Annotated in this window: 22 protein-coding genes; 7 read left to right on the forward strand and 15 right to left on the reverse strand. The window is 70.6% G+C overall.

Annotated elements, in window-relative coordinates; all coding sequences use genetic code 11:
* Window positions 1–152: 152 nt before the first annotated feature.
* Window positions 153–461 carry a WXG100 family type VII secretion target gene (locus ACFY0T_RS41870; protein ID WP_078629450.1) on the reverse strand — a complete coding sequence of 103 codons (309 nt, stop codon included), beginning with the start codon at window positions 459–461 and terminating at the stop codon, window positions 153–155.
* A 298-nt stretch (window positions 462–759) separates the two neighbouring features.
* On the opposite strand from ACFY0T_RS41870, the gene ACFY0T_RS41875 reads away from it, so the two are divergent.
* Window positions 760–5,325: an FtsK/SpoIIIE domain-containing protein gene (locus ACFY0T_RS41875; protein ID WP_388883451.1), complete on the forward strand. Its 4,566-nt coding sequence runs from the start codon at window positions 760–762 to the stop codon at window positions 5,323–5,325.
* 65 nt (window positions 5,326–5,390) lie between these two features.
* Here ACFY0T_RS41875 and ACFY0T_RS41880 read toward each other — a convergent pair whose 3' ends face one another.
* From ACFY0T_RS41880 to ACFY0T_RS41890, 3 genes are all read right to left on the reverse strand, one after another.
* Window positions 5,391–7,883 carry a PQQ-binding-like beta-propeller repeat protein gene (locus ACFY0T_RS41880; protein WP_388883453.1) on the reverse strand — a complete coding sequence of 831 codons (2,493 nt, stop codon included), beginning with the start codon at window positions 7,881–7,883 and terminating at the stop codon, window positions 5,391–5,393.
* 294 nt (window positions 7,884–8,177) lie between these two features.
* Window positions 8,178–9,884 (reverse strand): serine/threonine-protein kinase, encoded by a 1,707-nt coding sequence (locus ACFY0T_RS41885; protein ID WP_388883614.1) that lies wholly within the window; start codon window positions 9,882–9,884, stop codon window positions 8,178–8,180.
* Window positions 9,885–9,961: 77 nt separating this feature from the next.
* Window positions 9,962–10,810 (reverse strand): menaquinone biosynthetic enzyme MqnA/MqnD family protein, encoded by an 849-nt coding sequence (locus ACFY0T_RS41890; protein ID WP_388883455.1) that lies wholly within the window; start codon window positions 10,808–10,810, stop codon window positions 9,962–9,964.
* A 342-nt stretch (window positions 10,811–11,152) separates the two neighbouring features.
* Here ACFY0T_RS41890 and ACFY0T_RS41895 point away from each other — a divergent pair, with 342 nt between their 5' ends.
* Window positions 11,153–11,356, forward strand: a complete 204-nt coding sequence (locus ACFY0T_RS41895; protein ID WP_010986243.1) for a cold-shock protein — start codon at window positions 11,153–11,155, stop codon at window positions 11,354–11,356.
* Window positions 11,357–11,462: 106 nt separating this feature from the next.
* Here ACFY0T_RS41895 and ACFY0T_RS41900 read toward each other — a convergent pair whose 3' ends face one another.
* Window positions 11,463–12,047, reverse strand: coding sequence for a helix-turn-helix domain-containing protein (locus ACFY0T_RS41900; protein WP_388883457.1), 585 nt, complete (start codon window positions 12,045–12,047; stop codon window positions 11,463–11,465).
* Between the two features lie 104 nt (window positions 12,048–12,151).
* Here ACFY0T_RS41900 and ACFY0T_RS41905 point away from each other — a divergent pair, with 104 nt between their 5' ends.
* Window positions 12,152–12,835: an AzlC family ABC transporter permease gene (locus ACFY0T_RS41905; RefSeq protein ID WP_388883459.1), complete on the forward strand. Its 684-nt coding sequence runs from the start codon at window positions 12,152–12,154 to the stop codon at window positions 12,833–12,835.
* Window positions 12,832–13,146 (forward strand): AzlD domain-containing protein, encoded by a 315-nt coding sequence (locus ACFY0T_RS41910; RefSeq protein WP_388883461.1) that lies wholly within the window; start codon window positions 12,832–12,834, stop codon window positions 13,144–13,146. Before ACFY0T_RS41905 ends, ACFY0T_RS41910 begins: the two co-directional genes overlap by 4 nt.
* 143 nt (window positions 13,147–13,289) lie before the next feature.
* Here the strand turns inward: ACFY0T_RS41910 and ACFY0T_RS41915 are convergent, their stop codons facing one another.
* Window positions 13,290–15,269, reverse strand: coding sequence for an AMP-dependent synthetase/ligase (locus tag ACFY0T_RS41915; protein ID WP_388883463.1), 1,980 nt, complete (start codon window positions 15,267–15,269; stop codon window positions 13,290–13,292).
* A 395-nt stretch (window positions 15,270–15,664) separates the two neighbouring features.
* Between ACFY0T_RS41915 and ACFY0T_RS41920 the strand changes: the two genes are divergently transcribed.
* Window positions 15,665–16,498 carry a MaoC/PaaZ C-terminal domain-containing protein gene (locus ACFY0T_RS41920; RefSeq protein WP_388883465.1) on the forward strand — a complete coding sequence of 278 codons (834 nt, stop codon included), beginning with the start codon at window positions 15,665–15,667 and terminating at the stop codon, window positions 16,496–16,498.
* 209 nt (window positions 16,499–16,707) lie between these two features.
* On the forward strand, window positions 16,708–18,000 hold the full coding sequence (locus ACFY0T_RS41925) for a DUF6716 putative glycosyltransferase (protein ID WP_388883467.1): 1,293 nt from the start codon (window positions 16,708–16,710) through the stop codon (window positions 17,998–18,000).
* A 252-nt stretch (window positions 18,001–18,252) separates the two neighbouring features.
* Here the strand turns inward: ACFY0T_RS41925 and ACFY0T_RS41930 are convergent, their stop codons facing one another.
* The 9 genes from ACFY0T_RS41930 to ACFY0T_RS41970 all read right to left on the reverse strand — a co-directional run bounded on the left by ACFY0T_RS41930 (window position 18,253) and on the right by ACFY0T_RS41970 (window position 25,534).
* On the reverse strand, window positions 18,253–18,903 hold the full coding sequence (locus ACFY0T_RS41930) for a TetR/AcrR family transcriptional regulator (RefSeq protein WP_388883469.1): 651 nt from the start codon (window positions 18,901–18,903) through the stop codon (window positions 18,253–18,255).
* Between the two features lie 65 nt (window positions 18,904–18,968).
* Complete coding sequence (locus tag ACFY0T_RS41935; RefSeq protein WP_388883471.1) at window positions 18,969–19,277, reverse strand: DUF4229 domain-containing protein; 309 nt, start codon at window positions 19,275–19,277, stop codon at window positions 18,969–18,971.
* A 109-nt stretch (window positions 19,278–19,386) separates the two neighbouring features.
* On the reverse strand, window positions 19,387–19,908 hold the full coding sequence (locus ACFY0T_RS41940) for a GNAT family N-acetyltransferase (RefSeq protein ID WP_388883473.1): 522 nt from the start codon (window positions 19,906–19,908) through the stop codon (window positions 19,387–19,389).
* 88 nt (window positions 19,909–19,996) lie between these two features.
* Window positions 19,997–20,653 (reverse strand): UdgX family uracil-DNA binding protein, encoded by a 657-nt coding sequence (locus tag ACFY0T_RS41945; RefSeq protein ID WP_388883475.1) that lies wholly within the window; start codon window positions 20,651–20,653, stop codon window positions 19,997–19,999.
* Between the two features lie 31 nt (window positions 20,654–20,684).
* Window positions 20,685–21,848 (reverse strand): aminofutalosine synthase MqnE, encoded by a 1,164-nt coding sequence (gene mqnE / locus ACFY0T_RS41950; RefSeq protein WP_388883477.1) that lies wholly within the window; start codon window positions 21,846–21,848, stop codon window positions 20,685–20,687.
* Between the two features lie 49 nt (window positions 21,849–21,897).
* A complete protein-coding gene (locus tag ACFY0T_RS41955; protein ID WP_388883479.1) occupies window positions 21,898–22,353 on the reverse strand; it encodes an Lrp/AsnC family transcriptional regulator in 456 nt (151 codons plus the stop codon).
* 77 nt (window positions 22,354–22,430) lie between these two features.
* The gene (locus ACFY0T_RS41960; RefSeq protein ID WP_388883481.1) at window positions 22,431–23,117 is read right to left on the reverse strand and encodes a UbiX family flavin prenyltransferase; all 687 of its coding nucleotides are present in this window, start codon (window positions 23,115–23,117) and stop codon (window positions 22,431–22,433) included.
* 31 nt (window positions 23,118–23,148) lie between these two features.
* Window positions 23,149–24,051: a menaquinone biosynthesis prenyltransferase MqnP gene (gene mqnP, locus ACFY0T_RS41965; RefSeq protein WP_388883483.1), complete on the reverse strand. Its 903-nt coding sequence runs from the start codon at window positions 24,049–24,051 to the stop codon at window positions 23,149–23,151.
* A gap of 31 nt (window positions 24,052–24,082) precedes the next feature.
* Entirely contained in the window at window positions 24,083–25,534 is a 1,452-nt protein-coding gene (locus ACFY0T_RS41970; protein ID WP_388883485.1) for a menaquinone biosynthesis decarboxylase, read from the reverse strand.
* A gap of 88 nt (window positions 25,535–25,622) precedes the next feature.
* Here ACFY0T_RS41970 and ACFY0T_RS41975 point away from each other — a divergent pair, with 88 nt between their 5' ends.
* Complete coding sequence (locus ACFY0T_RS41975; RefSeq protein ID WP_388883487.1) at window positions 25,623–26,015, forward strand: PLD nuclease N-terminal domain-containing protein; 393 nt, start codon at window positions 25,623–25,625, stop codon at window positions 26,013–26,015.
* Window positions 26,016–26,021 lie beyond the last annotated feature (6 nt).

Here is a 26,021-nt window from a genome sequence, read left to right on the forward strand (position 1 = left end):
TTTTTGTGTTCTGGGGCTTTTTTTTGGTGGGGTTATTTTGGGTTTTTTGGGCCCACATGGTCTCCCCGCGGTGGCTATTCCCCTTTAACCTGGGGGGGGGGGGGGGCGGGGGGGCCCCCCACGCCGAAAGCAACAAGCGGCGCGGGCCGGTGCTACTTGCCCTTGACGCCCTTGGCCAGCTGGTCATCCAGGTCCTCGTACGCCTTCGCGGCGTCGTCGAGGAACTTGGCCATGCCCTTGAGGCCCTCAAGGGTGTCCTTCATGCCCTTGGTGAACTCCTTGAAGGAGTCGTCGAAGGCCTGCGAACCCTTCGCGGTCGTGTAGCCGTCCGCGACCAGGCCGTCGATGTAGCTGTCGAGGCCGTGGAGCTTGTCCTCCATCTTCTCCTTCTCGTGGCCCAGTCGCTTCGCAGCGTGCCGCATCTTCTCGTATGTGATATCCGCGTCTTTGCCGCCGGCCATGTGGCGTCCTCCATACTCCAACTCGCCGCAGGGCCAACCCCCGTGGCTCCTGATGCGGATGATGCGATCTTCCGCATTGAGCCAGCAGCTTACTTACGGCGCTTGCAGGAGCACACCCCGGTTCTGTCACGGGCCCGCACCAGACGCCGTGCAGAGGCCGCATGAACGCCGTATCCGCGCGGGGCCTCCAACGGCCTCTCACACAGCACGTTGCCTGCGGGAAGGGGGAAGCGGCTATCGTCGAGGGCACTGTGGCCCGCGTTCCGGAAGCGGCCTCAGGTGCCTGGGGAGGACGAGCGTGCGCCTGACTCTGACCGTCGTCGATCCGCTCGGCGGCGCCACCGCCGACGTGGTTCTTGATGCGGATCCTGAGTCCTCGGTGGGGGACATCGCCAAGGAACTGGCGGCGCACGTCGGGTACAGCGGGGGTGCGCAGATCATCCCGATCGGGCAGCACCAGGCGGCACAGAGCGGTGCTCCGATCGCCTACGTCGACGGGTATCCCGTCGACCCCTCCGCCACCATAGGCACTTCCCCGTTGCGTGAGGGCGCTGTCGTCAGCCTGCACGACCCCGCCGGGTGTCTGCCGGGTGAGCCGACCGGGCTCGTCGAGCTGCGGGTCGCCGGCGGTCCGGCCGCCGGTGCCGTGCACCGGCTCGGGATCGGGCGGTACGACATCGGTGCCGGGGCCTCGTCCTACCTCCGCATCGACGACCCGGAACTTCCGCCACGAGCCCTGACGTTGTCAGTTGCAACGGATGGCACCTGCCGGGTCGCCATACAGGAGGAAAAGAAGGGCGTCACTCTCGACGGGGAGGACATCGCCGAGCGCGACGACGACGAGTGGCCCCTCGGCAGCCAGATCGCCATCGGGAACACCCTGCTCGAGCTCGACCGTTACTCGCCCCCCAACGCCGCCCTCAAGTGGTCCGACGACGGGGCGGGGTTGGACTACAACCGGCCGCCGCGGCTGCACCCGCCGGAGCGGGAGACGAAGTTCCGGCTGCCCAGTCCCGTGCGGGACTACGAAGCCCGGCCGCTGCCCTGGCTGATGGCCTTGACGCCGCTGGTCAGTGCCGTCGTCATGGTGATGGTCTTCGGGCGCTGGTACTACATGATCATGGCTCTGCTGAGCCCGCTCATCATGTTCGGCAACTTCTTCATGGACAAGAAGCAGGGGCGCAAGTCCCATGCGAAGCAGGTCAAGGAGTACAAGGAGCACAAGGAGCGGATCGAGAAGGACGCGCAGGACGCCCTCGTCGCCGAGCGGCTCGACCGGCGCCAGGCCGTTCCCGACCCCGCCACCGTACTGTCGCTGAGCACCGGGCCGCGGACACGGCTGTGGGAGCGGCGGCGGACCGACGCCGACCATCTGCTGCTGCGGGTCGGAACCGGGCAACTGCCCTCCGAGGTCGTGCTCGACGACCCGGAGCAGGACGACCACAAGCGCGAGGTCACCTGGACCATCGAGGACGCGCCGGTCGCGCTGCCGCTGCGCGAGCGGGGTGTCATCGGCATCGCGGGGCCGGGCGATTCGGCGCAGGCGCTGGGGCGTTGGGCCGTCGCGCAGACCGCCGTGCTGCACAGCCCGCTCGACGTCCAGTTCTATGTGCTGACCGAGAACAGCGGGCGGGAGAACTGGGACTGGGTGCGCTGGCTGCCGCACAGCCGGCCCGCGGGCGCCCAGGACGCCAACGTCCTCATAGGTACGGACGCCGAGACCGTCGGCGCCCGCATCGGTGAACTGACCCAACTCCTCGACGCCCGCCAGAAGGCCGCGAGGCAGAACGGCAACAAGGCCTCCTTCAGCGACCCCGACATCATCGTGATCTGGGACGGGTCGCGTCGGCTGCGCTCCATGCCCGGTGTGGTGCGGCTACTCCGCGAGGGCCCGGCCATGTCCATGTACGCGATCTGCCTGGACGCCGAGGAGCGCTTCCTGCCCGGCGAATGCCAGGCCATCGTCATCGCGGAGCCCAAGCCCGAGGAGCACGCAACCGCGCAGCAGCGCATCGCCCAGGGCGCCCCCGCGGCTCCCGGCGGCTTCCCCTCCTTCCACGCCTGGCACGCCACCGAGACCGACGACTCCCAGTCCGGCGCGCAGAAGGCACTCGAACTGCGGCTGCGCGTCCAGCAGACGGGCGTCGCGCGGGTACGGAACGTACGGCCCGACTTCGTGTCCGCCGCCTGGTGCGCACGGCTGTCGCGCGCCCTCTCCCCCCTTCGCGACATCAGCGGCGAGACCGAGGACTCGGCCCTTCCGGGCGCCAGCCGGCTGCTCGACGTGCTGCAGCTGGAGCCGCCGACCAGCGACGCCATCACCGCGCGCTGGCGCATGGGCGGGCAGTCGACGATGGCGGTCATCGGTGAGTCGTACGACGGGCCGTTCGGCATCGACATGCGGCGCGACGGCCCGCACGGTCTCATCGCGGGTACGACGGGTTCCGGTAAGTCGGAGCTGCTGCAGACCATCGTGGCGTCGCTGGCCGTGGCCAACACGCCGGAGAACATGACGTTCGTGCTCGTCGACTACAAGGGCGGCTCGGCGTTCAAGGACTGCGTCAAACTCCCACACACCGTCGGCATGGTGACTGACCTCGACGCCCATCTCGTCGAGCGCGCCCTGGAGTCACTCGGCGCGGAGCTGAAACGACGCGAGCACATCCTCGCCGCCGCCGACGCCAAGGACATCGAGGACTACCAGGACCTCGTCCGCCGTGATCCCTCGCACGCGCCCGTGCCCCGACTCCTCATCGTCATCGACGAGTTCGCCTCGATGGTGCGCGACCTGCCCGACTTCGTGACGGGTCTGGTCAACATCGCCCAGCGAGGCCGTTCGCTCGGCATCCACCTGCTGCTCGCCACGCAGCGCCCGAGCGGTGTGGTCTCCCCCGAGATCCGGGCCAACACCAACCTCCGTATCGCCCTGCGCGTCACCGACGGCGGCGAGTCCAGCGACGTCATCGACTCCCCCGAGGCCGGGCACATCTCCAAGAGCACGCCGGGCCGGGCGTACGTCCGTCTCGGGCATGCCTCGCTCGTACCGTTCCAGTCGGGCCGCGTCGGTGGCCGCCGTCCCGGTGCCGCCGATCCGACGCTGCTCGCCCCCTGGGTCGGACCGCTCGGCTGGGAGGACCTGGGGCGGGCCGCGCTGGTGAAGCCGAAGGCCGAGGCGCGTGAGGAGGAGGAGATCACCGACCTCAAGGTGCTGGTGGACGCCGTACGCGAGGCCAACCAGATCCTCCGCATCCCGGCCCAGCACAGCCCCTGGCTGCCCGCACTCTCCGAGACGCTGCTGCTCGACGAGATCCAGCTGCCCGCCTTCGCGGGCGGACCCGGCAAGCTGCCGCCCGCCCCGTACGGCGTCGAGGACCTGCCCGCCGACCAGGCCCGCCGCCCGGTCGTCGTGGACTTCGCCTCCTTCGGGCACCTGCTCATCGGCGGTGCGCCGCGCAGTGGCCGCTCGCAGATCCTGCGGACCATCGCGGGCTCGCTGGCGCGCACGCACTCCGCGGCGGACGTCCACCTCTACGGCATCGACTGCGGCAACGGCGCGCTCAACGCGCTGACCCGGCTGCCGCACTGCGGCGCGGTCGTCAGCCGCAACCAGACCGAGCGCGTGGTGCGCCTCATCGCCCGCCTGAAGGGCGAACTCACCCGCCGCCAGGATCTGTTGGCCGACAAGGGCTTCGCCGACATCGGCGAGCAGCGGGCCGCCGTACCGGAGGAGGAGCGGCTCCCGCACATCGTCGTGCTGCTCGACCGGTGGGAGGGCTGGCTCCCGACGCTCGGCGAGTACGACCACGGTGACCTGACCGACCAGCTGACCGCGATGATGCGGGAGGGCGCGAGCGTCGGCCTGCACATGGTGATGACCGGTGACCGCCAGATCCTCTCCACCCGGATCGGCTCACTCACCGAGGACAAGTACGGCCTGCGGCTCGCCGACCGCTCGGACTTCTCACTCATCGGCATCAACGCCCGCAAGGTCCCCGAGGAGATCCCGCCGGGCCGCGGCTACCGCAACGAACACGGCACCGAGACCCAGTTCGCCCTGCTCACCGAGGACGCCACGGGTCAGGGGCAGGCCGCGGCGATCGCGGCGATCGGCGAGGCCGCGACCGCGCGGGACGCTCAACTTTCGCGCAGCCGCCGCCCGTTCCGCGTCGACGTCCTGCCCACCCGGATCAGCTTCAACGACGCCTGGGAGATGCGCGATCCCGACGCCTCGCGCTCCAAGCTGTGGGGTCTGGTCGGCATCGGCGGCGACGACATCATGGGCTTCGGCCCCGACCTCGCGCAGGGCGTGCCGACGTTCGTCATCGCGGGTCCGGCCAAGTCGGGCCGCAGTACGACGCTGATGAACCTCGCCCGGTCCTATCTCGCGCAGGGCGTACGCCTCGTCATCGCCGCCCCGCGCCCCTCGCCGCTCCGGGAACTCGACGGCCAGAAAGGCGTGTTGAAGGTCTTCGACGAGGACGACATCGAAAGCGACGACCTGCGCGAGGCCATCGACTCGGCCACGCCCGAGGAACCGATCGTGGTCCTGGTCGACGACGGCGAGGTCCTGGAGGACTGCGACGCCGAGACTGTCTTCAAGCGGATCGTCCAGCGGGGCGGCGAGCGCGGCCTCGGCCTGGTCATCGCCGGTGACGAGGAAGACGTGTGCAGCGGCTTCTCCGGCTGGCAGGTCGAGATGAAGAAGGGCCGCCGGGGCATCCTGCTGTCTCCGCAGGACTCCTCCGCGGGCGAGCTGATCGGCATCCGTACGAACCGGAGCATGGTCGGCGGACCGGTCGCCCCCGGCAAGGGCCTGCTGCACCTCGGGGACGGGGAGCCGCTCACGGTCACGACCCCCATGTGAGGCCCGCGGCCCGGCCCCGGTGACTCCCGGGGCCGGGGCCCGCGTTCACACAGTGGGCAGCGCGATCACACGGCCGGCAGCGCGTAGATCTCGTACCCGTGCGTCGCCAGCAGCCGGTTGCCGGAGATGGCCACCCGCCAGGGCTCACCCGGCGACTTGTTGTCGTTGTACACCCAGCGGGACTTGCCGGTCTTCGCCTCCATGGCGAAGATGCCGCCCTCGTCCCAATAGGACGCGCCGTACAGGGTCGCTCCCGCACGCAGGAACGTCGTGGGCGCCCTGCGGGCTCCGGGGTCCTCGCAGAGCCAGATCTTCTTGCCGGTCCTGACGTGGACGGCCCACACCCCGCCGTCGAAGTCACTGATGTACAGGACGTCGCCGATGACAGTGGGCTCGTGGAAGCCGCGGCGGCCGTTGGGGGACAGCGTCCACACGACCTTGCCGGTCTCCGCGTCGAGGGCCGTCAGCTTGTCGCCCTGGAGGAAGACGAGGCCCGCGGCGACGGTGGGCGTCCAACTCCAGTCGTCGCCCAGCTTCTTGGTCCACAGCTGGCCGCCGGTGGCGGTGTCGCGGACGGTGAGGTTGTACTTCGAGTCGGCGTAGACGAAGTACTTTCCGGAGGCCGTGCCCTGGACGTCCCAGTTGTCGGTACCCCAGTCGCGCATCTGCGCCCACACCTGCTTGCGCGTGGTGCGGTCGATCGCGGCGACGCCCTTGCGGTAGTCGGTAGCGCTGTGCGAGTCGTTGTAGTCCGTCAGCGTGACATAGACGTGCTTGCTGTCGACGGCGATGGTCTCGTCGAGGTCCAGCTTCTTGTCGAGGCGGCTGCGCCAGGCCTCCTTGCCCGTGGTCACGTCCAGGGCCACGAGTACGCCGTCGTAGTCGGCGTCGGCCAGGAACAGTTTCCCGTCGGCGAGCAGCGGCAGAGCGCCGGGCCTGGCCACGCCCTTGCGGGACCACTTCGCCTTGCCGGTCTTCACGTCGTACGCCACCAGCGGGTCACCGCTGATCAGCAGGAGCCCGTCGTGGATCATCAGCGGCAGGTCGTCGCTCGTGCTGTCCTCCGCCACCGACTTGTGCCACAGCGCCTGCGGGGCCGTCCCCGCAGGAGGCGTCGTGAAGCGCTCGGCGGCCGGCTCGCCCGTGCCGCTCGTCCCCGCCGACGTATCGGAGGAACCGCCGTCCCGGGACAGCCACCAGGCGGTGCCGCCGCCGAGCACCGCGACACCGGCGACACCTGCCGTCAGGCCGAGGAAGCGGCGCCGGGAAGGCGCCGGGGCAGGGGCGGACGTGCCGAGGTGGACGGTGCCGGGGAGGGGCGCGCCTGTGCCGTACGCCGGGGCCGGGGTACCGCCTGGCGGAGTGCCGTACGCCGGGGCCGGGGTACCGCCCGGCGGGGTGCCGTACGCCGGGGCCGGGGTACCGCCCGGCGGAGTGCCGTACGCCGGGGCCGGGGTACCGCCCGGCGGAGTGCCGTACGCCGGGGCCGGGGTACCGCCCGGCGGGGTGCCGTACGCCGGAGCGGGCGTCCCGCCCTGCATCGCCGGCGGCGGGCCGAAACCCGCGGCCGAGGCGGGAGCCGGAGCCGAGGCGTGGGCCGGATCCGCAGCCGAGGCCGGAGCCGGTGCCGGTGCCGGTGCCGGTGCCGGTGTCGGGGCGTCCGGGGCCTCCAGGTCCAGGATGCCCGCCGCGTGCGTCGCGATCGTCGAAGCCACCGACGACGGAAGCCAGTTCGTCAGTACGGTCTCGACGCCGCCCGGCGCGAGGGCCGCCACGATCTCCCCCGGAGCGGGCCGCTGGGCGGGGTCCTTCAGCAGGCACGCGCGGATCAGACCGAGCAGGGACTGAGGTACGCCGTCGAGGTCGGGCTCGCCGTGGACGATCTGGTAGAGCATGGCCGCGTGGGAGGCCGCGTCGTCGCCGAAGGCGTTGTGGCCGGTGGCCGCGAAGGTCAGGACGGCGCCCAGGGAGAAGACGTCGCCCGGCGTGCCGACATCCCGGCCCAGGGCCTGCTCCGGGGGCATGTAGCCGGGCGAGCCGACCACAACTCCCGTCTGGGTCATACGGTTTCCGTCCACCGCACGCGCGATGCCGAAGTCGATGACACGGGGGCCGTCGGCGGCCAGCAGGACGTTCGACGGCTTGAGGTCGCGATGGATGAGCCCCGCGGCGTGGATCTCCTGGAGGGCTGCCGCCAGTCCCGCGCCCAGTGCGCGGACCGTGTGTTCGGGGAGGGCGCCGTGGGCGTTCACCACGTCGGTGAGGTCCGGGCCGAGCACGTACGACGTGGCCAGCCACGGCAGCGCGGCGTCGGGGGCGGCGTCGACGACCGGGGCGGTGTAGCGGCCGGAGACCGCCCGGGCTATCTCGACCTCGTGCTCGAAACGGCGGCGGAAGTCGGCGTCCGCCGCCAGGTCCTGGCGGACGACCTTCACCGCGACGGTGCGTCCGCCGGGCGAACGGGCCAGATACACCCGGCCCATGCCGCCCGCACCCAGTCTTCGCAGCAGCCGGTAACTTCCCAACTCCCGCGGATCGTCCGGCTGCAGTGTCTCCATGGCGGGCCTTCCCCGTTGTCGTCCGTGTTCGCTAACGCAGACACAGTAGTGACGGGTGGGACGGACGAGGAGAGCAGGTGGGTCTTCGCCCCCTCCGCCCCTACCCGTCCCGTACCAGCCTTTCGGCTGCGGGTGGGTGGGGGCTGGTCGCGCAGTTCCCCGCGCCCCTTACGGGGCCTAGCCCCCAGGGACGATGGGGGTCCCCCCTGCTCGAGCGAAGCCGAGAGCTTGGGGGAGGGCAGGGGCGGAGGGGGCGAGAAACCCTGGTCGCGCCCAAGGCGTCGGAGCCTTCCGCTACTTGACCCTCGTCATCCGGGCCACCGGATCCCCCGCCTCCGAGTTGTCCGTCTCGTACGTGAGACCGGTCCCGACGGGAGTCAGCCGCACCTCGTGTTCGCCCTTGGTGCAGACATCGCGGCTGGACTTGTTGGCGATGCTCGTGGCGACGAGCTGCTTCTTCGTGACCTTCTTCAGGATGAGTACGGTGTCGCAGATGCCGCCGATCTGGTCGGTCTGGCGGAAGGTGCCCAACTCCTTGCCCACGGCGGCCTGGTGGACGGTGACGCGGAAGGTGCCCATGGGGAGGGTCCCGCCGAGGGCGATGCCGTCGCCCTCCCAGGTGCCGAGGTAGGAGGCGGGGACGGCCGACGGTCCTGTCCCGGCGTCGGGGGCGCTCGCGCCCACCGAGGCCGACGGGTGGGCGCCGCCCGCCGAGTTGCCCTTGTCCCCCGCCCCGTCACCGCCCGGCATCAGGTCGAACAGGAACGACGAGCCCACCGTCACCGCCGCCAGCGCTCCCGCGACGGCGAGCGCGACCGTGCAACTCAGCCTCCGGCCCCGGCCGTTCACGCCGGGTGCCGTGGTGGCGGCCACGCTGACGGAGACCTTGCCGGGACGGTCGGCGGGCGAGGGCGGGGGCGGAGACTGCGCGTCCTGGGGCTCCGACGCCCGCACCTCGCGCTGCCCCGGTACGTACGCGGGCATCACGGGCGGCGGCCCGAAGACCCCCGCCCCCGCCCCGGCCCCGGCCTCTACCCCGGCCCCGGAACTCGCCCCCACCGAAGGGCTGCTGAACCCCACCGGCCCAGAACGCGCGACATCCGCAGCCTCAAGATTCAGCAGCTGTACGGCACTTCGGCTCACCTGTTCCACCAGCGCCCCCGGCAGCCACCCCGCCGTCACCAGCCGGGCCGCGCCCTGCGGAGCCAACCGGACCGCCACCTCGTCGGGGGTCGGGCGCGCACCAGAGTCCTTGGCGAGGCACGCCGTCACCAGCTCGCGCAACTCCCCCTCCATGGTGCCCAATTGGGGCTCTTCGTGCACCACCTTGTAGAGGAGGGCGGCGGAGGAGTCCCCGGGAAAGGGCGACTCGCCCGTCGCCGCGTACGCCAGGACCGCGCCGAGGGAGAAGACGTCCGCCGCCCCCGCGACCCCCTTGCCGAGGATCTGCTCGGGCGACATGTAGCCGGGGGAGCCGACGGACACGCCCGTCGACGTCAACGACGCCGTACCGTCCGTGGCCCGCGCGATGCCGAAGTCGATCAGCAACGGACCGTCGAGGGTGAGCAGCACGTTCGAGGGTTTGACGTCGCGGTGCACCAGGCCCAGCGCGTGGACCGCCGAGAGCGCTTCGGCGAGGCCCGCGCCCAGCACCCGTACCGAATGCACCGGAAGCGGACCGCCGCCGTCCGCGACGGCGGCGGCGAGCGACGGACCGGCCGCGTAGCCCGTCGCGACCCAGGGGACCGACGCGTCCGGGTCGGCGTCCAGGACCGGAGCCGTCCACGCGCCGCCCACCCGCCGCGCGGCCTCGACCTCGCGGCGGAAGCGGGCGCGGAACTCCTCGTCGAGCGCGAAGTGCGGGTGCACGATCTTGACCGCGACCGTACGACCGCCCGCGCTGCGGCCCAGATACACGCGCCCCATGCCGCCGGAGCCCAGCCGGCCGAGCAGCCGGTAGGGCCCCACGACGGTGGGTTCGTCAACTCCGAGCGGCTGCATGGCGCTCACAGCTCATCCCTCCCCCGTACGCACCGAACGCACTGCCCAGCAGCGTAGTGCCGTACGCGGGCCGGACCTCAGGACTCCAACAGCTGCACGCGTACGTCCGTCGGGAACCCGGTCGTCGCGCCGACCCGGCGCGCGAACTCCCGCACCGCCTCCAACTGCGGGGCGCCGAAGCGGAAGTCGAGCGTCGTGAAGTACTGCTCCAGGACCGTCTCGTCGAAGGCCTCCCAGCGGGCCGCCTGTTCCGCGACCTTGCCCACCTCGTCCAGGGACAGGTCCCTGGACGCCAGGAACGCCTCGTGCACCTTGCGGGTGACGAACGGCTCGCGCTCCAGGTAGTCGCGCCGGGCAGCCCACACGGCGAAGACGAACGGCAGCCCCGTCCACTCCTTCCACAGGGTGCCGAGGTCGTGCACCTCCAGACCGAACTTGGGCCCGTCGAGGAGATTGGCCCGCAGCGCCGCGTCTCCGATGAGTACGGCGGCGTCGGCCTCCTGCATCATCAGGCTGAGGTCGGGCGGGCACGTGTAGTACGACGGCTGGACGCCGAACTTCTCGGCGAGCAGCAGCTGGGCGAGGCGTACGGACGTGCGCGAGGTCGAGCCGAGCGCGACCCGGGCGCCGTCCAACTGGTCCAGCGGGACCTGCGAGACGATCACGCAGGACATCACCGGCCCGTCGCAGCCGACCGCGATGTCCGGGAAGGCGACCAGCTCATCGGCGTGCTTGAGGAACTCGACGAGCGTGATGGGCCCGATGTCGAGGTCGCCCTGCACCAGCTTCTCGCTGAGCTTCTCCGGGGTGTCCTTGGTGAGCTCGAAGTCGAGGAGCGTACCCGTTCTCGCGAGCCCCCAGTACAGGGGCAGGCAGTTCAGGAACTGGATGTGGCCGACGCGCGGCCGGGTGCGAGAATTGTCCACATCGCGAGGCTAGACCCCATGGGGTACGGTGCAGGCTTCAGGGTGCGGGAGTGGTTTTGGAAACCAGTGCGACCCGCCATGTCAACCCCTGTGACACCGTGAAGTCAACGCACGTCACCCATACCCCAGACGGGTTCAAACTTCCGGGTGACGTGATCTTGCCCTCTATTGCTTTCGGCTGCCTGCGTGCTAGGCTCGCCGCAAGTTGCAGTTTGGTTTCCCTTGCAGTACAGAGCCTGCGGAGCATGTGACCGCGGGCTCTCGTCGTTTTCAGACGTATGCAGTTGTTTACACAATCGCAGGTTCTGGAGCAGGGCAACCCTTTGGGCCCAAGGAGGGCTTATGGCTACCGGAACCGTGAAGTGGTTCAACGCCGAAAAGGGCTTTGGTTTCATCGCCCAGGAAGGCGGCGGCCCGGACGTCTTCGTCCACTACTCCGCGATCAACGCGAGCGGTTTCCGCTCTCTCGAAGAGAACCAGTCGGTTTCCTTCGACGTCACCCAGGGTCCGAAGGGCCCGCAGGCGGAGAACGTCACCCCGCTCTAAGCCTTCGGCTCGATGAGCCCAATGCTTTGATCCGGAACGGATAGCAGTACCCAAGGAGCCCCGCGCCAGCCGGTCGCGGGGCTCCTGCCTTTGTGCGTACGAGCGTCTAGACGTGCTGCATGACCAGGACGAACGTCGTCCCCGCCGCCAGCGCCTCGTACGAGTGCGGTACGTCACCGCGGTACGACATGTAGTCACCGGGCCCGAGCTCGACCGCCTCGCCCCGCGGTCCCGCCACCAGCCGCCCCGTACTGACGATGAGATGCTCCACCGTCCCCGGGATGTGCGGGTCCGACTCCCTGGCCGCGCCCGGCTCCACCCGAAGGTGGTAGATGTCGCGCCGGGCCCCCGGCGGACTGGCCGAGAGCAACGTCGCCGCGTACGCGGCCCGCGCCGAGTGGACCGTCGGCCCCTCCCCCGCGCGGATCACCTGCACCGCCGGAGCCGGCGGCTCGACCAGCGCGCTGAACGGTACGCCGAGCGCCACGCCCAGGGCCCACAGCGTCTCCATGCTGGGATTGCCGCTCGCCGCCTCCAGCTGCGACAGCGTGGACTTGGCGATCCCGGCGCGTTTGGCCAGCTCGGACAGGGAGAGCCCGGCGCGGGTGCGTTCGCGGCGCAGGGAGGCGGCGATCCAGTCGAGGGGGAGGCGGGACGGGGGCCCACCGTGAGCATCGGTCGGATCGCTCACGTCGGCCCCATGGGTCGGATCGGTCGCATCGGTCACTGTGTTCGCTCCGTCGGTACGATCGTTCGCCTTGACGAACATGGGCCTTACTGTTCATTGTAGAAAACATGCGTTCGCTTCTCCGAACACCTTCGGTCCACGACCCCGAGTTGCTCCGGGACGTGGCCCTCGTCTGTCTCGCCAGCGGTGTCGTCGGTGTCTCGTTCGGGGCCATCGCCGTCGCGGGCGGGCTGCCCGTATGGGTGCCGGTGGTGATGTCGCTGGTGGTGTACGCGGGCTCCGCCCAGTTCAGCGCGGTGGGGATTCTGCTGGCCGGGGGCGGGCCGTTCGCCGCGGCGGCCACGGGGCTGCTGCTCAACACCCGGACGGCGGCCTTCAGCCTCGCCGTCGCCGACGTCATCGGCCGCGGACGCGCCACCCGACTCCTCGGCGCCCACCTCGTCACCGACGAAACGGTCGCCTTCGCCCTCGCCCAGCCCGATCCCGCCCGGCGCCGGGCCGCCTTCTGGATCTCCGGGCTCGGCCTGTACGCGGCCTGGAACCTCTGCGTCCTGGGCGGCGCCCTCGCCGGGGGCGCCCTGGGCGACACCGCGACGTACGGGCTCGACGCGGCGTTCCCCGCGGTGCTGGTGGCGCTGGTGCTGCCCGCGGTACGGGGCGACGCGGGCGTACGGCGCGCCGCGCTCACCGGAGCGGCGGTGGCTCTGGCGGTGACGCCGTTGGTGCCGGTGGGGGTGCCGGTGTTGCTGGCCCTGGCGGGGCTGTTGGTTGTCAGGAGGAGGTCGGCATGACTCCGACGGTGGCCGCCATCCTCGCCCTCGCCGTCGGCACGTACGCCTTCCGGCTGGTGGGGCCCTTGCTGCACAGGCGCGTCGAACTTCCCGTACAGATACGGGAGTTGCTGTCCACAGGCGCGGTGGTGCTCCTTGTCGCGCTGCTGGCCACGGGGGCGCTCACGGAGACACGGGAGTTCGCGGGGTGGGCCCGCCCGGTAGGGGTGCTGGTGGGAGGCGTACTGGCGTGGCGCCGGGCACCGTTCGTCGTGGTGGTCCTGGGAGCCGCGGCGGTAACGGCGCTGCTACGGACGGCGGGTGCAAGGTGAGCCCCCCTCGCCCCCCTAGGCGCAGGCGGGCGGGGTCTGCGGGCGCTCTGTGGCGCGATGGCGCCAGTTCCTGGGGATCCGGGGCGCGCGTTGTGCGCCGCGGCGGCTGACGGTGAATCAGCGGTTCACCGGCTTCACGCGGCTCACCGCTCGTACAGCCCCGCCACCGCCCCCTCGAAGTCCCGCATGACCTGATCCCGTCTCAGCTTCATCGACGGGGTCAGGTGGCCCGCCTCCTCCGTGAAGTCCACCGGCAGGATGGCGAAGCGGCGGATGGACTCCGGGCGGGAGACGAGTTTGTTCGCTTCGTCCACCGCTCGCTGGAGGATCTGGCGCAACTCCTCGTCGTTGACGAGGAGTTCCGCCGGAACCGGGTGCTTGCCGTTCATCTGCCGCCAGTGGGTGATGCCGTCGAGGTCGAGGGTGATCAGGGCGGTGACGTAGGGGCGGCCGTCGCCCAGGACCATGCACTGGGAGATCAGCGGGTGGGAGCGGAGCCAGTTCTCCAGGGGGGCCGGGGCCACGCTCTTGCCGCCTGCCGTGATGAGGAGTTCCTTCTTGCGGCCTGTGATGGTCAAGTAGCCGTCGTCGTCCAGGGCGCCGAGGTCGCCGGTGGGCAGCCAGCCGTCGGGGGCGGCCGGGACCACGCCTCCCGCCTGGGGATCCCAGTAGCCGCGTAGGACCTGGGCGCCGGCCAGCAGGATCTCACCGTCCGCCGCGATGCGGACCTTCGTGCCGGGAAGCGGCCAACCGACCGTGCCGAGGCGCGGTTTGAGCGGGGGTGTGACCGTGGCCGCGCCGGTCGTCTCCGTGAGGCCGTAGCCCTCGTAGATCTCGATGCCCGCGCCCGCGTAGAAGGCGGCGAGGCGGCGGCCCAGCGGGGAGCCGCCGCAGATCGCGTTGCGGACGCGGCCGCCCATGGCGTTGCGGATACGGCGGTAGACGAGGGGGTCGTAGAAGGCCCGGGCGGTCTTGAGGGCGCGGTTGGGGCCGGGGCCGGTGCCGGTTTGCTTGGCCTCCATGGCCTCGCCGTACCTGATGGCCACGTTCACCGCGCGGTCGAAGGACGAGACCCGGCCGCCGGCCTCGGCGCGGGCGCGGGCGCCGTTGAAGACCTTCTCCAGCATGTACGGGATGGTCAGCAGGCACGTCGGTTTGAAGCTCGCCAGGTCCGGGAGCAGGTCGTCCGCCTTGAGGCTCGGCGCGTGGCCGAGCCGTACCCGCGCGCGGACGCAGGCGATGGCGACCATGCGGCCGAAGACGTGGGACATGGGGAGGAAGAGGAGGACGGACACGTCGTCCCCCGACTTCGCCTTGAAGATCGGGTAGAGGAGTTCGATCGCGCTGTCGACCTCGGCGAAGAAATTGCCGTGCGTGAGCGCGCAGCCCTTGGGGCGGCCCGTCGTACCCGAGGTGTAGATGAGGGTGGCCAGGGTGTCCGGGATCAACATCCCCCGGCGTACGGCCACTTCCTGGTCCGGGACTTGCTCGCCCAGCTCCGCCAGGCGCTCCACGTGGCCCTTTTCCATGACCCACATGTGCCTGAGGTCGGGCAGGCGTTCGCGCTCGGGACCGAGGGCCGACGCCTGGGCCACGCTCTCGGTGAACAGGGCCACCGCGCCCGAGTCCTGGAGGATCCAGCGGACCTGGAAGACGGAGGAGGTGGGGTAGACGGGGACCGTCACCAGGCCCGCCGCCCACGCGGCGAAGTCCAGGAGCGTCCACTCGTAGGTCGTACGCGCCATGATGGCGATGCGGTCGCCCGGCGCCAGCCCCTCGGCGATCAGCCCCTTCGCCACCGCCAGCACCTGGCCCGCGAACTCGGCCGCGGTCACGTCCGTCCAGCGGCCCTCCGGCCCCTTGCGGCTGAGAACCACCTTGCCCGGAGCCGCGTCCGCGTTGGTGAAGGGCAGGTCGGCGAGCGAACCGTGGGTCACCGGTGCGACGAGCGGCGGCACGGACGCCTCCCGTGCCACCCCGTCCAGCCGTCGTACCTGCGGCTCCACGAGTACGGGCCCGCCGTCGTAGTCGAGGTCGATGTCAGGGACCGGGGCGGGGGCCGGGGCGGAGTCGAAGCCGGATGAGGACGGCGACGGGGACGAGGACGCGTGCGGGATGGACATGGGGCAGCTCCTGGGGCGTGCAGCTACGGACTGCTCTGCTGCATGAGGTACGCGCCGTGCGTACTGAGGCGTTCACCGGCGGTGCGCGGCCGGGCTGTTACCGCTGGTTAGGTCGGAGATCGTACGGCGCCTGCGTGTGGAGTTCGTGCGGGTTCGGGGATGGTCCTGAGCTGGGGCTGTGCAACCTCAGCGGCCACACAGGGCGCGGCCGGCCCCGTCCCAACCACCCCCTGCCACACGGGCGTTCCCGGATCGCCGTCACGCCCTGCCCGCCCGCGATCGCCGGCTCGCTCCTCAGCCTCTCTTTGGACTTACCTCGGGTAACCTTACTCCAGAGTAAGTACATGTCGACAGGTACGCCGTCCCGCCCCGGGGCTCCGCCCCCTGGAGGTCGCATGCCCCCCTCCCTCACCCCCCTCCTCGCCCGAGGCGCCTTCCTCTCCCTGCTCAAGCGCCCCCGTCCCGACGCCCACGTCACCCCAACGCGGCTCGTCCTCCCGGGCGTACGCGTCGACCTCGCGCGGCTGGCCGGCTACGAGCGGGTCTGCGGGTTCGCGACGGGGGCGGACGCGCTGCCCGTCACGTATCCGCATGTCCTCGGGTTTCCGCTGGCCATGCGGATCATGACGAGGCGTACGTTTCCGCTGCCGCTGCTCGGGCTGGTGCACACCTCGTTCGAGGTCACACAGCGCAGAGAGCTGGAGGCGACGGCGGAGTACGAACTCGCCGTGTACGTGGAGGGCTTGGCGCCGCACCGGCGGGGCACCGAGGCGACCGTCGCGACCGAGGCAAGGATCGACGGCGGGCTCGTATGGGAATCGAGGAGTACGTACCTCGCGCGGCACCGGACCGAAGACCGCCCCGCCCCGGAGGCGCCCAAGACGGAGCGGAAGCCGCTGCCCGCGCTCACCGAGTGGCGCCTCGCCCCAGACGTCGGGCGGCGGTACGGGGCCGCTTCCGGGGACCGGAACCCCATCCACCTGCACCCGGTCACCGCCCGGCTCTTCGGTTTCCCCCGCTCCATCGCCCACGGCATGTGGACCGTCGCCCGCTGTCTCGCCGAGTACGGACCGCAGGACGCGGTGACCGTACGCGCCGAGTTCAAGGCGCCGGTGCTGCTGCCGGGCACGGTCACGTACGCCGCCGAGGGCCCCGCCTTCGAGCTCCGGAGTGCCGAGCGCGTGCACCTCACCGGCGACGTACGGTCCCTCGGCACGCAAAGCCGGTGAACAAACAGCGAACACTTCATGACGCGGGCAACCGCGTCGGGCGGAGTGTCATCAACAACCCGCAGGTCAGACAGACCGGTTGACATTTCCCTCACAGTCCGCGCCCAGCACCCCAAGGCCCTTTCAAGCCCTCGCTCATCCCACCCTCAGACGCCGTTCCTAGCCTCGGCTCACTCTCCACCGGACCCCCGCCAGGAAGGGCTCGAGCCATGCCGCCCAGACGTATCGCCGTAATCGCCGACTCGGACACCCGCTGGAAGTGGGGCGCCTCGGTCGGGCGGCAGATCGCTCCCGAGCACGCCCTCGACGCCGTCTTCCTGCGCACCCGGGCCACCCCGACGGAGCGTCAGCTCGCGGAGATCGGGATCGTGCCCGACACCCGGCGCGTGGTCACGGCGGCCGAGCTGGTGGACGACGAGGAGCTGGCCGGGGCCGATGTCCTCGTCATGGCCACCGCCGGCGGTACGACGCTCGCGCTCACCCACAGCCTGGGGATCGCGTGGCAGGCGTGCGAGCGGCGGCCCGTCGTCGTCACCGGGTACGTCGGAGTCGTCTACGAGAAGATGGTCGACGGGCTCCTCACCCGCGCCGGCACCGATGTCGTCCTCGCCAACAGCGCGTACGACGCGGACCGTTTCCGCGCCGCCTTCGCGAGCGTGGGGGTCGATCCGGACACGGTGGTGGAGTGTGCGCTGCCGTTCCTCGGCGGCGACCCGTACGCGCCCTCCCCCGACCGGCCCTTCACGCTCACCTTCGCCGTGCAGCCGTCCGTGCCCAAGGGCAGGGAGGCACGGCTGAAGCTGCTGGAACGCGCCGCCGCGCACGCACGGCGGCATCCCGACCGTCTCGTGCTGATGAAGCTGCGCAGCCTCCCCGGCGAGCACACGACCCACGTCGAGGCCAACCCGTACCAGGCGCTCATCGAGGAACTGGCCGAGCCCGCGCCCGCCAACCTCCAGCTCGTCCACGGCAACATGGGCGAAGTCCTCGACCGTACCGACCTGTTGGTGACCGTGAGCTCCACGGCGGCGCTGGAGTCGATGCACCGGGACATTCCGACCGCGATCCTCACCGACTTCGGGGTCCGTGAGGCGCATGGCAACCACTACTTCGTGCACTCCGGGTGCCTTGCCTCCTGGGACGACCTGGATGCGGGGGCGCTACCGCGGGTCGATCCGGTGTGGGCGGCGCGGCAGGGCATCGGGAAGAGGGATGCGTATGCCGCCGCGCGCGCTCGGCTTGGCGCGCTGCGGGGGGCGGGGGTGCTGCCGCCGTTGCGGCCGTACTACTCGCCGCAGCGGGCCGGGGCCTATCTCGGGGGGATTCTGGAACGGAACGGGTTCGATGAGAAGGGGAGGCCGTTGTCGGTGCCGTTGGGTGGGGGCGGGGCGGGGCCCGTGCGGGCGGTCGTCCGCCGGGTCGCGCGCGGTGGCGCCAAGTCCCTCTACCGCGTGGGCCGCGAGAAGGTCGCCCCCGCCCTCCGCCGCTGGGGGCAGGCCTGACCGCGGTGTGCCCCACAGAGTTTTTCGCCCCCTCCGCCCCTACCCTCCCCCAAGCTCTCGGCTTCGCTCGAGCAGGGGGGACCCCCATCGTCCCTGGGGGCTGCCGCCCCCAGACCCCCGCTAAAAGACTGCGCAGTTTCCCGCGCCCCTGAAGGGGCGCGGGAAACTGCGCGACAAGCCCCCACCCACTCGCAGCCGAAGGATCATGTACGGGTCGGGTAGGGGCGGAGGGGGCGAAGAAACAACCCACCTCTACGCGCCCGTCTGTGGTGGTAGCCAAGGGTGGCCCTCCATCAGGTTGCCCAAGCCTGCCCAGGCGAAGTTCATCAAGGTCGCCGCCGCCTGCTTGGCGGAGACGCCGGGGGTGGCGTTGGCCCAGGCGGCGAGGGACTCGGCGGCGCCGACGAGGGCCTCCGCGAGGCCGGCGACCTCGCGCTCGGGAAGGGACGGATCGCGATGGGCCTCGCGCGCGGCGACGACGATCAACTGCGTGACGAACACGACGAGTTCCTCGCGCATCGCGGAGACCTCGGCGGCGAACGGCTCACCGTGCGTACGGGCCTGGAGGTGGAGGACGGCCCAGCCGTCAGGGTTCTCGGCGGTGTGCGTGAAGAACGCCCGCAGCCCGTCCCAGAGTTGACGATCGGCGGGCAGACCGGGCCGTACGCCCGCGCGGACGGCGTCGGTGAGAGCCTTCGCCTCCCGCCGGATGCACGCGGTGAAGAGGTCTTCCTTCGAGTTCAGGTACAGGTACACCAACGGCTTGGACACGCCCGCCAGTTCGGCGATCTCGTCCATCGACGCGGCCCGGTACCCCCGCTGCCCGAAGGTCGACACGGCGGCGTCCAGCATCTGCCGTTCACGTACCGCACGCGGCATCCGCTTGTTCTTCACAGCACCCATGCGGGCAAGCGTACGATCGGCCGCCGCCGGGCCGGGCGGTGAGGAGCGTCAGAGCATTGCCGGCGCTAGGAGGTCTGGCCCTGCGCGCCGCCACGGGCCGCGTCGTCCACGACGTCGTCCTCCTGGCTGCGGTTGCGCTCCAGGTTGGCCTTGACGCGGTCCACGCGGGCGACGACCTGGGCCGAGGCGCGGTCGCGCTCCTTGCGCAGGACGACGAAGCTGATGGGGGCGGAGATCACCAGGGAGAGCAGGACGACCCACATGTAGTTGGAGTCGCCGAGTCCGCGCGGGGCGATACCGGAGTAGACAAGGCCCCAGACGACCACGAGGCAGCCCGCGAAGATACCAAGGCGCATCAGTGTGTAGCGGCCCATGTCAATCCACTCTTCCGTTTCGAATGTTCCCAAAGGGCACCGTCCGTCCAGTGAAGCACGCCGGGAGAGCGATCTTGCAGGCGGGCTGGACGTGAAGCGCGGGACCGTGTCAGTTCAGCTCGAGCCACATCATGATGTCGTCGCGGTAGTCGTCCGCGGAGACGCGCAGCCCGCCCGGGACCCGGCCGACCTCCTTGTAGCCGCAGGACGCGTAGAAGTGCTCCAGGCCGAGGCCGCCCCGGCAGGTGAGCTTCAGTGCCTCCAGGCCGAACGCGCGGGCGTGCTCCTCGGCCGCCGCGAGCAGGGCGCGGCCGTGGCCACCGCGCTGGAGGGACGGGTCGATCATGACCGTGGTCAGCCAGCCGAAGTGGCGCTGGAGCCGGTGCGTGTTGAAGCCGAGGAAGGCGGTGGCCCGCAGCCGCCCGTCGCCGTCGAGACCGGCGAGCAGGCGGTGACGCCCGGCCGCGATCGACTTCACGTATGCATCGGTTTCGGGACGTATCTCCTCATGCGTCGTCGCGCCGGGGAAGCCGACCGCTCCGCCCGCGTTACTGACGTCCACCCACAGCCGGGTCAGCTCGCCGAGGAACGCGGGGGTGAGGTCGGGGTCGAGGCGGTAGGTGAGCTCCATGGTCAGCGAGCCTAAGTTCGGCCGGCCGCTCGCCCGGTTCCGGGGGGGGGGACGCCTTCACCTACGCCGGCTGGGCGTCGGCCGGAGTTCACCCAAGCGCCCGGGCCGCCACCCGCAGGTCCGCCACCAGCCCCCGGTACGCCGCTTCCCGGTCGTCCGCCCGCAGCACCGACGAGGGATGCACGGTCGCCACGACCCGTTCGACCCGCCCGTGGATCTCCCGCTCCAGTACGGCCCCCCGCTCCCGCGTGACCCGGAACGACGACCCGAGCAGCGCCTTGCCCGCCGTCGCCCCGAGCACCACGATCAGTTCGGGCTCGACGACCGCCAGCTCGGCGGCGAGCCACGGCCCGCACGCGGTCATCTCGCGCAGAGTGGGCGCCTTGTGGATACGGCGCTTACGGGGCTCGGCCTGCGTGAACTTGAAGTGCTTGACGGCGTTGGTGACATACGCCTCGCCGGGATCGATCCCCGCCTCGGCCAGCGCCCGGTCGAGCAGCTTCCCGGCCGGCCCCACGAAGGGCTCGCCCTGCCGGTCCTCCTGATCACCGGGCTGCTCGCCGACGAGCATGACCCTGGCGTCCTGCGGACCGGCGCCGAAGACCGTCTGCGTGGCGTCGCGGTGCAGGGGACAGCCCCGGCACCCCGCGGCGGCCCGGCGCAGGGCGGCCAGTCCGCCGCGGGAGGGGACGAAGGGCTCCGCGGTGTAGGCGTCCTCGGGAGCGGAGGTCGTACGGGTGCTCACGCACTACCGGGTACCCCCGCGCCCGGCCGGCTCACACGCGCATCGGCTGCGGCGACTCCCGACGCGCCGGGTCGGGACCGTCGTACTCCCGGATGATCTCGTAGCGCGTGTTCCGCTCCACCGGGCGGAAGCCCGCGTCGCGGATCAGGTCGAGCAGGTCCTCGCGGGTCAGCTTGTTCGGCGTGCCGTAGTTGTCCGCGTCGTGCGTGATCTTGTACTCGACGACCGAGCCGTCCATGTCGTCGGCACCGTGCTGGAGCGCCAGCTGCGCGGTCTGGACGCCGTGCATGACCCAGAAGACCTTGACGTGCGGGACGTTGTCGAAGAGGAGGCGCGAGACCGCGAAGGTCTTCAGGGCCTCGGCTCCCGTGGCCATCTGCGTGCGCGCCTGAAGGCGGTTGCGGACCTTGCCGTCCTTCATGTCCACGAAGTCGTGCTGGTAGCGCAGCGGGATGAAGACCTGGAAGCCGTTCGTCTCGTCCTGGAGCTCACGCAGCCGCAGGACGTGGTCGACGCGGTGGCGGGGCTCCTCGATGTGGCCGTACAGCATCGTGCACGGGGTCTTCAGACCCTTCTCGTGCGCGAGGCGGTGGATGCGCGACCAGTCCTCCCAGTGGGTGCGGTGGTCGACGATGTGCTGGCGGACCTCCCAGTCGAAGATCTCCGCGCCGCCGCCGGTCAGCGACTCCAGACCGGCGTCGATCAGCTCGTCCAGGATCTCCGACGCCGACAGCCCCGAGATCGTCTCGAAATGGTGGATCTCCGTCGCCGTGAAGGCCTTCAGCGACACATGCGGAAGGGCCTTCTTCAGCTCGCTGAGCGACCGCGGGTAGTAGCGCCACGGGAGGTTGGGGTGCAGGCCGTTGACGATGTGCAGCTCGGTGAGGTTCTCGTTCTCCATCGCCTTGGCGAGGCGGACGGCCTCCTCGATGCGCATCGTGTACGCGTCCTTCTCGCCCGGCTTGCGCTGGAACGAGCAGTACGCGCAGGACGCGGTGCACACGTTCGTCATGTTGAGGTGACGGTTGACGTTGAAGTGGACCACGTCACCGTTCTTGCGGGTGCGCACCTCGTGCGCGAGCCCGCCGAGCCAGGCCAGGTCGTCCGACTCGTACAGCGCGATGCCGTCCTCGCGGGTCAGCCGCTCACCGGCCCGGACCTTGTCCTCCAGCTCGCGCTTGAGCCCGACATCCATGCCTTTACCTCTCCTCGTCACGAACCCTGACAACCGTACGCCTATGGCTTCAGTGCTCTTCGGGCAGCTCACCCACCCGGTTCTCCCACTTCGTGGAGAGCACGATCGTCGTACGGGTCCTGGAGACGCCCTTCGTCCCGGACAGCCGACGGATGGTCTTCTCCAGGCCGTCCACGTCGCTCGCCCGCACCTTGAGCATGAACGAGTCGTCGCCCGCGATGAACCAGCAGTCCTCGATCTCGCTGAGGTCGCGCATGCGCCGGGCCACGTCCTCGTGGTCGGCGGCGTCGGAGAGCGAGATGCCGATCAGGGCGGTGACACCGAGGCCGAGCGAGGCCGAGTCGACCGTCGCGCGGTAGCCGGTGATGACACCCGCGGCCTCCAACCGGTTGATGCGGTCGGTGACGCTGGGTCCCGACAGACCGACGAGGCGCCCCAACTCCGCGTAGGAGGCCCGGCCGTTCTCTCTCAGGGCCTGGATGAGCTGCCTGTCCACCGCGTCCATGCGATCGAAAGCCTTCCGCTGAAGAGTTCCTGAAGTGATGAGTGGGTACTGCGACTTGCTCAGGTGGTGCGGGTGGTTCAGGTCGTCCCGCGGGAGCCGCTCCCGAGTTCGCCCTCCCACCGGCGGTACAGGTGGTGCTCGACGCCCGCCGCGTCGAGGACCCGCCCGGCGACGAAGTCCACCAGGTCCTGGATGTGCGTGGCCCCCGCGTAGAACGCCGGTGAGGCGGGCAGTACGGTCGCGCCCGCGTCGTCCAGGGTGACCAGGTGCCGCAGTGTCTGCCCGTTCAGCGGGGTCTCACGGACGGCGACGACGAGCCCCCGCCCCTCCTTGAGGGTGACGCTCGCGGCGCGCTGCAGCAGGTCCTTCGACAGTCCGAGGGCGACTCCGGCCACACAGGCCGTCGAGGCCGGCACGATGAGCATGCCCTTGGCGGGGTACGAGCCCGAGGACGGCCCCGCCGCCAGGTCGCCCGCGCTCCAGTGCCGTACGGCGTCGATGCGTTCCTCGAAGGCGGCGAAGGTGCCGGGCTTGCCGTCGGCGCCCCGTGCCAGCCACTCCCGCAGGTCGTCCCGCCAGTGGGCGTCGCGGAAGGGAAGGCCGGTCTCGTCGAGCAGGGTGAGCCGGGAGGCGCGCGAGACCACCAGGTCGACGCTCTCCCCCGCCTCCAGGAGCGCACGCAGCACAGCGGCGGCGTACGGCGTACCGGAGGCGCCCGACACCCCCACGATCCAAGGCCGGCGCTGCGTCTGTCCTGGCTTCATGGTGTCGAGCCTATCCGGCCACTGCGGGGATTCAGACCGTGAGCCCGCGTACCAGCAGATCGAGCAGGGCGCAGACGAACAGGGCGATGCCGATGAAACCGTTGACGCTGAAGAACGCGCGGTTCAGGCGGGACAGGTCGTGCGGCTTGACGATGGAGTGCTCGTAGAGGAAGGCGGCCGCAACGATCGCCAGGCCGAGCCAGAAGAAGGCACCGGCACCGGTGACCGCCCCGTACCAGACGAAGAGGGCGGTCGTGACGGCGTGGCAGCCGCGCGCGCCCCAGACCGCGGCCGGGATGCCGAAGCGGGCCGGCACCGACAGCACGCCGATCTCGCGGTCCGTCTCGACGTCCTGGCAGGCGTAGATCAGGTCGAAGCCGCCGATCCACACGCCCACCGCGAGACCGAGGATGACGGCGTCCCAGGACCACTCGCCGGAGATCGCCAGCCAGCCGCCGATCGGGCCCATCGCCTGGGCGAGACCGAGGATGGCCTGCGGGAAGTTCGTGAACCGCTTGCCGTACGGGTAGACGACCATCGGGATCACCGCGATGGGCGCGAGGGCGAGGCACAGCGGGTTGAGCAGGGCCGCGGCGCCGAGGAAGAAGACCAGGGCGACCAGCGCGCCCGTCCACGCGTGCTTCACGCTCATCGCGCCGGTGACCAGCTCGCGCTGGGCCGTACGGGGGTTGCGCGCGTCGATCTCGCGGTCGATGATCCGGTTCGCGGCCATGGCGAAGGTGCGCAGGCCGACCATCGCGAGGGTGACGAGCAGCAGCCGTCCCCAGTGGATGTTCTCGTCCCACTGGAACATCGCGGTGAGCGCGGCGATGTACGCGAACGGCAGCGCGAACACCGAGTGCTCGATCATGACGAGGCGCAGGAACGCCTTGGTACGGCCCGGTTGCGGGAGTGCCGCGGAAGCGCTGCTCACCGGCCGCTCTCCCTTCCGTCGTCCAGGGACCTCACAGGCCGTACTCCTTCCAGCGGCGGTCGACCTTCGCCGCCGTCTCCGGGTCGGAGACGACCATCTCGGGCCAGCCGCCGTCCCGGGTGTAGCCCTCCTCGGGCCACTTCTTCGTCGCGTCGATGCCCGCCTTGCCGCCCCAGAACTGCTGGTAGGAGGCGTGGTCGAGGTGGTCGACCGGGCCTTCGACGACGGTGAGGTCACGGGCGTAGTCGGTGTTGCCGAGCGCCCGCCACGCGACCTCGTGCAGATCCTGTACGTCGCAGTCCGAGTCGACGACCACGATGAGCTTCGTCAGGGACATCATGTGTGCGCCCCAAATGGCATGCATCACCTTTTGGGCATGCTTGGGGTACTTCTTGTCGATCGCGACGATCGCGCAGTTGTGGAAGCCGCCCGCCTCGGGCAGGTGGTAGTCCACGATGTCCGGCACGATGATCTTGAGCAGGGGGAGGAAGAACCGCTCGGTCGCACGGCCGAGGGGTCCGTCCTCCGTCGGGGGGCGGCCTACGACGATCGACTGCAGGAGCGGCCGCTTCCGCATCGTGACGCAGTCGATCTTCAGGGCCGGGAACGGCTCCTGCGGCGTGTAGAACCCGGTGTGGTCGCCGAACGGCCCCTCGGGCAGCATCTCGCCGGGCTCCAGCCAGCCCTCCAGGACGACCTCGGCCTGCGCCGGCACCTGGAGCGGCACCGTCTTGCAGTCCACCATCTCGATCCGCTTGCCCTGGATGAACCCGGCGAACAGGTACTCGTCGATGTCACCGGGCAGCGGGGCGGTGGAGGCGTACGTCACGGCGGGCGGGCACCCGAAGGCGATCGCGACCGGCAGCCGCTCGCCCCTGCGCGCCGCCACCTGGTAGTGGTTGCGGCTGTCCTTGTGGATCTGCCAGTGCATGCCGATGGTGCGCTTGTCGTGGCGCTGGAGGCGGTAGAGCCCGAGATTGCGGATGCCGCTCTCCGGGTCCTTGGTGTGGGTCAGCCCGAGGTTGAAGAAGGAGCCGCCGTCCTCGGGCCAGGTGAACAGGGCGGGCAGGGTGTCGAGGTCGACGTCCTCGCCGCGCAGCACCACCTCCTGCACCGGCGCGTCCTTGACCTTCTTCGGCGGTACATGGGTCATCGCGCCGAGCTTCCCGAAGGCCTCGCGCACCCCGACGAACCCGTGCGGCAACTCGGGCCTGAGCAGCCCGCCGATCTTCTCGGAGATCTCGCCGTACGACTTCAGGCCGAGCGCCTTCAGCAGCCGCCGGTCGGTCCCGAAGACGTTCATCGCGAGGGGCATCGCCGAACCGCGCACGTTCTCGAAGAGCAGCGCCGGTCCCCCGGCCTTCTGCACCCGGTCGACGATCTCCCCGACCTCCAGATACGGGTCCACCTCGGCCTTGATGCGCTTGAGGTCGCCCTCGCGCTCCAGCGCCCGGAGCAGGGAGCGAAGATCGTCGTAAGCCATGTGTCCAAGTATCGGGCACCAGCTACCCTGTGCCCGTCACCGGGGCCCTGTGCCGCCCCGCCGTCGCTCACTGGGGGAACGTTCGGCCATGCTCAGGTATCTGCCGTTTCTGCTGGTCCTGGCGCTGTGGATCTACGCCTTCATCGACTGCCTGAACACGCCGGAGGAAGAGGTCCGGGGCCTGCCGAAGGTGGTGTGGGTCATCATCATCCTGCTCTTCGGCGAGGTGCTGGTCGGCCCGATCGCCTGGCTCGTCGCGGGCCGGACGCGGCGGGTTCCGGCGGGCGGGTCCACGCCCTCCGAGTGGCATCGCAACCACCGCACGCAGTACGTCGCGCCCGACGACGACCCCGACTTCCTCAACTCCCTCAAGGCGGAGACCAAGAAGGACGAGGCACTCTTGAAGGACTGGGAGGCCGACCTGCGGCGCCGCGAGGAGGAACTGCGGCGGCGCGAGCGGGGCGAGGGGTCCGAGAACTGACCTGAC

Source organism: Streptomyces sp. NPDC001530 (genome assembly GCF_042894545.1).
In the GTDB taxonomy this organism is placed as follows: domain Bacteria; phylum Actinomycetota; class Actinomycetes; order Streptomycetales; family Streptomycetaceae; genus Streptomyces.

What these genes read in the sequence shown, in the direction of transcription:
- ACFY0T_RS41870 (WP_078629450.1), bottom strand. Translation starts at nt 461, where the DNA reads ATGGCCGGCGGCAAAGACGCGGATATCACATACGAGAAGATGCGGCAC.
- ACFY0T_RS41880 (WP_388883453.1), bottom strand. Translation starts at nt 7,883, where the DNA reads ATGGAGACACTGCAGCCGGACGATCCGCGGGAGTTGGGAAGTTACCGG.
- ACFY0T_RS41885 (WP_388883614.1), bottom strand. Translation starts at nt 9,884, where the DNA reads ATGCAGCCGCTCGGAGTTGACGAACCCACCGTCGTGGGGCCCTACCGG.
- ACFY0T_RS41895 (WP_010986243.1), top strand. Translation starts at nt 11,153, where the DNA reads ATGGCTACCGGAACCGTGAAGTGGTTCAACGCCGAAAAGGGCTTTGGT.
- ACFY0T_RS41905 (WP_388883459.1), top strand. Translation starts at nt 12,152, where the DNA reads ATGCGTTCGCTTCTCCGAACACCTTCGGTCCACGACCCCGAGTTGCTC.
- ACFY0T_RS41910 (WP_388883461.1), top strand. Translation starts at nt 12,832, where the DNA reads ATGACTCCGACGGTGGCCGCCATCCTCGCCCTCGCCGTCGGCACGTAC.
- ACFY0T_RS41915 (WP_388883463.1), bottom strand. Translation starts at nt 15,269, where the DNA reads ATGTCCATCCCGCACGCGTCCTCGTCCCCGTCGCCGTCCTCATCCGGC.
- ACFY0T_RS41920 (WP_388883465.1), top strand. Translation starts at nt 15,665, where the DNA reads ATGCCCCCCTCCCTCACCCCCCTCCTCGCCCGAGGCGCCTTCCTCTCC.
- ACFY0T_RS41925 (WP_388883467.1), top strand. Translation starts at nt 16,708, where the DNA reads ATGCCGCCCAGACGTATCGCCGTAATCGCCGACTCGGACACCCGCTGG.
- ACFY0T_RS41930 (WP_388883469.1), bottom strand. Translation starts at nt 18,903, where the DNA reads ATGGGTGCTGTGAAGAACAAGCGGATGCCGCGTGCGGTACGTGAACGG.
- ACFY0T_RS41935 (WP_388883471.1), bottom strand. Translation starts at nt 19,277, where the DNA reads ATGGGCCGCTACACACTGATGCGCCTTGGTATCTTCGCGGGCTGCCTC.
- ACFY0T_RS41940 (WP_388883473.1), bottom strand. Translation starts at nt 19,908, where the DNA reads ATGGAGCTCACCTACCGCCTCGACCCCGACCTCACCCCCGCGTTCCTC.
- mqnE (WP_388883477.1), bottom strand. Translation starts at nt 21,848, where the DNA reads ATGGATGTCGGGCTCAAGCGCGAGCTGGAGGACAAGGTCCGGGCCGGT.
- ACFY0T_RS41955 (WP_388883479.1), bottom strand. Translation starts at nt 22,353, where the DNA reads ATGGACGCGGTGGACAGGCAGCTCATCCAGGCCCTGAGAGAGAACGGC.
- ACFY0T_RS41960 (WP_388883481.1), bottom strand. Translation starts at nt 23,117, where the DNA reads ATGAAGCCAGGACAGACGCAGCGCCGGCCTTGGATCGTGGGGGTGTCG.
- ACFY0T_RS41970 (WP_388883485.1), bottom strand. Translation starts at nt 25,534, where the DNA reads ATGGCTTACGACGATCTTCGCTCCCTGCTCCGGGCGCTGGAGCGCGAG.
- ACFY0T_RS41975 (WP_388883487.1), top strand. Translation starts at nt 25,623, where the DNA reads ATGCTCAGGTATCTGCCGTTTCTGCTGGTCCTGGCGCTGTGGATCTAC.